The 4,152-nt window shown below is 66.9% G+C and carries 3 protein-coding genes; all 3 read left to right on the top strand.

Annotation, left to right across the window (positions count from 1 at the left end; translation table 11 throughout):
• Window positions 1–735: amidase family protein (locus Q0D45_RS19905; protein ID WP_293397167.1), on the top strand; the 735-nt coding region annotated here is incomplete at its 5' end.
• 252 nt (window positions 736–987) lie between these two features.
• Window positions 988–2,538 carry an amidase gene (locus tag Q0D45_RS19900; RefSeq protein ID WP_293397164.1) on the top strand — a complete coding sequence of 517 codons (1,551 nt, stop codon included), beginning with the start codon at window positions 988–990 and terminating at the stop codon, window positions 2,536–2,538.
• Between the two features lie 19 nt (window positions 2,539–2,557).
• On the top strand, window positions 2,558–4,147 hold the full coding sequence (locus tag Q0D45_RS19895; RefSeq protein ID WP_293397161.1) for an amidase: 1,590 nt from the start codon (window positions 2,558–2,560) through the stop codon (window positions 4,145–4,147).
• Window positions 4,148–4,152 lie beyond the last annotated feature (5 nt).

The following is a 4,152-nucleotide window of genomic DNA, read 5'->3' as shown; positions in this document are numbered from 1 at the left end:
ACGCTGATCACACCGATCATTTCCGGCCCGGATTTCCACGATGCCTCCTGCGCGCCGGTGCCCTGGGTCGATCCGGCGACTGTGGACATCAAGAAGCTGAAGGTGGCGTTCTGCGTCGACAACGGAGCAACAGGGCAGGGTGCAACGGATGAGGACACCAAGAAGGTCGTGCGTCAGGTAGCCGCCTGGCTGACTGGCGCAACGTCCTCGGTGACCGAAGCCGCGCCCATCGAAGTGCTGAAAACCTTGTCTGCCGCGCGCAGCAAGCTGTCCAGCGGTGATGGCTGGGCTTACTACAAGCGCCTCGCCGAGAAGTGGCACACCGAAAACATCTCGCCGCAGCGCAAGGCCCAGCTGGTTGATCCGAAGGTGTTGAGCACCGCGGAGATGGTCGAAGCCTGGGAGCAGCAGGACGAATGCAAGTCGCGCCTGCTGGCCTGGATGAAGAACTACGACGTGTTCGTCTGCCCGGTATCCGGCAAGCCGGCACAGCCGATCGACGTGCCCGGTGGTGCCACGGGCGGCGGCGCCGGGGCTGGCGGCGGCTGGCCGTACACCGGCGTGTTCAATTCCACCGGCTGGCCGGTGGTGGTGGTCCGTGCCGGCAGCTCGGCGGACGGCAAGCTGCCGATCGGCGTGCAGATCGTCTGCGCGCCCTGGCGCGAGGACATCTGCCTGGCGGTGGCTGCGTTCGTCGAGGCGCAGAGCGGGGGGTGGAAGCAGCCGCCGATTTAGCGGCCGCCAGTCGTTCGAGCACCTGCAAACACGCGTCATGCCCGCGCAGGCGGGCATCCTGTTGGGGCCGTAGCGCACCGCATCGAAACTGGATTCCCGCCTGCGCGGGAATGACGGGATTTTTTGCTTGTTCGGCTCGCGACCACTCCGCGTCGGCCAACAACGCCAAAGGTAGGGTGAGGCCGCTGCGATCCGTTCCATGAACAGACTCCGCGCGCCGCGCGGCCTTCACGCCACCGAACGAGCCTGTCCATGGGATTGCCGCAGCCGCCGCCCGCTACCGATCACGATCAGCTTCACCACCAGGGCCTGAGTCGTCGCCGTTTCATTGCCGGGACCGCCGCGACCGGTGCCGCACTGGCCTTTGCGCCGATGCGCAGCGCACGGGCCGCCGCTGGCGATGCGCTGACTTCGAAGTCGGTCACCGAGATCGCCGCGATGATCGCTTCCAAGCAGGTGACCTCGGTGGACGTGGTCAAGGCCTGCTACGCGCGCATCGATGCGGTGAACCCCAAGCTCAACGCCGTGGTCGCCACCTGCCGCGAACGCGCGCTGGCGGAAGCGGCAGCGGCCGACACCCTGCTGGCCAGCGGCAAGTCGCTGGGCCCGCTGCACGGCGTGCCGTTCACGATCAAGGATTCCTTCGATACCGCCGGCGTCGTGTCGACCGGCGGCACGCTGGGCCGCAAGGATTTCGTGCCGGGCAAGGATGCAACCGTCGTCGCCCGGGTCCGCGCTGCGGGCGGCATCCTGCTTGGCAAGACCAACACGCCGGAGTTCACGCTCGGCGGCAATGCTCGTGGCACCTACAACCTGATCCACGGCCAGACCTACAACCCGTACAACCAGGCTTACACGCCGTCCGGCTCGTCCGGCGGTGCCGGCGCCATCGTCGCCGCCGGTGGTGCCTACTTCGACATCGGCTCCGACTACGGTGGCTCGATTCGCGGCCCGGCCTTCGTCAACGGCATCGCCGGCATCAAGCCGACCCTGGGCCGGGTGCCGCGCACCGGCCACATCGTCGGCTACGGCGGTGCCTATGATTTCTTCCAGGAAACCGGTCCGCTGGCGCGCCGGGTCGAAGATCTGACTCTGCTGATGAGCCTGCTCAACGGCCCGGATTTCTCCGATGCGACGATGGCGCCGGTGCCGATCGGCGATCCGGCCAAGGTCAATCTGAAATCGCTGCGAGTCGCCTGGTACACCAGCAACGGCACCATCGACGCCTCGTCGGAAACCCAGGCGCTGGTCAAGCAGTGCGTCGCCTATTTCACGGCGCTGGGTTGCACGGTGAAGCAGGACCAGCCGCCGAAGATGCGCCAACTCTGGGAGATCCGGCAGAAGTACGAAGGTGCCGATGACCGCGCCCACATCCGCGCGCTGCTCAAGAAACACGGCACCACCCAGGCTTCGCCGGGCCTGCGGCTCGATGGCGAGGAACTGCCGAGCGCCGACTTCACCCGCCTGCTCGAAGAGATGGACGCGATCAAGAGCGAGCAGCTGGCCTGGGTCGAAGGTTATGACCTGATCATCTGCCCGGCTGCCAACATGGCGCCGCAGAAGATTCCGGCCGAATTCGTGCGGCCGCCGAATTCGCCGGCTGCGGCCGGCGGTGGCTACACCAGCCAGTACAACACCAACGGCTGGCCGGCCGGCGTGGTCCGCGCCGGCACCTCCAAGGACGAACCGGGCATGCCGCTCGGCATCCAGATCGTCGGCCAGCCCTGGCGCGACGACGTCGTGCTCGCGGCGATGGCGCATGTCGAGAAGCAGACCGGTGGCTGGCAGCTGCCCCCTATCTGAACCCTGAGAAAGTCCGATCATGAACATGCCCAAACAGGTTTCAGACATGCTGGCTGCACCGGCCAATGCCGACCAGCCGACGACTCGCCAATTCACGCGCCGCGACCTGCTCAGCGTGGTTCGCGCAGCAGCGGTTGCGCCGGTCGTCGCCGCACCGGCGATGTCGGTTGCCCAAGCGGCATCGACCGACAGCAGCAACGAGCTGATCTACATGTCGGCGACCAAGCTCGCCGGCCTGATCCGCGCCGGCAAGGTGTCGGCCAGCGAAGCGGTCGAGGCCTATATCGCGCGCCAGCTGTCGGTGAATGACGAGCTGAACGCGGTGGTCATGAACAGTTACGGCCGCGCTCGCAAGGAAGCCGCCGCCGCCGACAAGGCCGGCGCGCGCGGCGACTGGATGGGCCCGCTGCACGGCGTGCCGATGACCATCAAGGATTCGCTCGACACCGAAGGCGTGATCACCACCGGCGCGACTTATGGCCGCCAGCAATTCATTCCGAAGAAGGATGCGACCGTCGTCGCCCGAGTCCGCAAGGCCGGTGCGATCCTGCTCGGCAAGACCAACACGCCGGAGTTCACCTTGGGCGGGCTCGGCGGCATCAGCGCCGCCTCGAACCTGCTGTACGGCTCCTCGCACAACCCCTACGACCTGACCCGCTCGACCTCCGGCTCGTCCGGTGGTGCCGGCGCCATCGTCGCCGCCGGCGGCGCGGCGTTCGACATCGGCTCCGACTGGGGCGGTTCGATCCGCGGCCCGGCGCACAACAACGGCATCGCCGGCATCAAGCCGACTTCGATCCGTGTGCCGCGTACCGGCCACATCGTCGACTACGGCGGCCTGTTCGATCTCTGGCAGCAGCTCGGGCCGATGACCCGGCGAGTGGAGGACCTGAGCCTGATCACGCCGATCATCTCTGGCCCGGACTACCGCGATGCTTCCTGCGCACCGGTGCCCTGGGCTGATCCAGCCGCCGTCAACCTGAAGAAACTGAAGGTCGCTTTCTTCTCGGCCAACGGTGTTGCCGAGACCGATGACGACGTCAAGAACACGGTGATCCAGGCCGCCAAGTGGATGGAAGGCGTGGCCGCCAGCGTCACCGAAGACCTACCGAAAGCGATCCTGCAGGACCTCTACGACGCCCGCACCAAGCTGACCAACGCCGATGGCTGGGCGTTCTACAAGCGCATGGCCGCGAAGTGGGGCACGCAGAACTTCTCGCCATCAGTCACCGAGCGGATGAAGACCCTGGTGCCGATCTCGACTGCCGACACGGTCGCCGCCTGGGATGCGGCCGATGACGCCAAGTCGCGGATGCTCGGCTGGATCCAGAAGTACGACGTGCTGCTTTGCCCGGTGGCCGGCAAGGCCGCCGAAGTGATCGACCGTCCGGCCTCGGCGGCGCGGCCGAACGCCTACACCTGGAGCTACACCGGCGCGTTCAATTCGACCGGCTGGCCGGTGGTCGTGGTCCGCTGCGGCACCTCGGCGGACGGCAAGCTGCCGATCGGCATCCAGATCGTCGCCGCGCCCTGGCGCGAGGACATCTGCCTGGCGGTCGCCAGCTTTCTGGAAAGCAGATCCGGCGGCTGGAAGAAGCCACCGATCTGAGCACA

Source organism: Nevskia sp., from assembly GCF_023266035.1.
Lineage (GTDB): Bacteria > Pseudomonadota > Gammaproteobacteria > Nevskiales > Nevskiaceae > Nevskia.
This window is presented reverse-complemented; position numbering and strand designations above follow the sequence as displayed.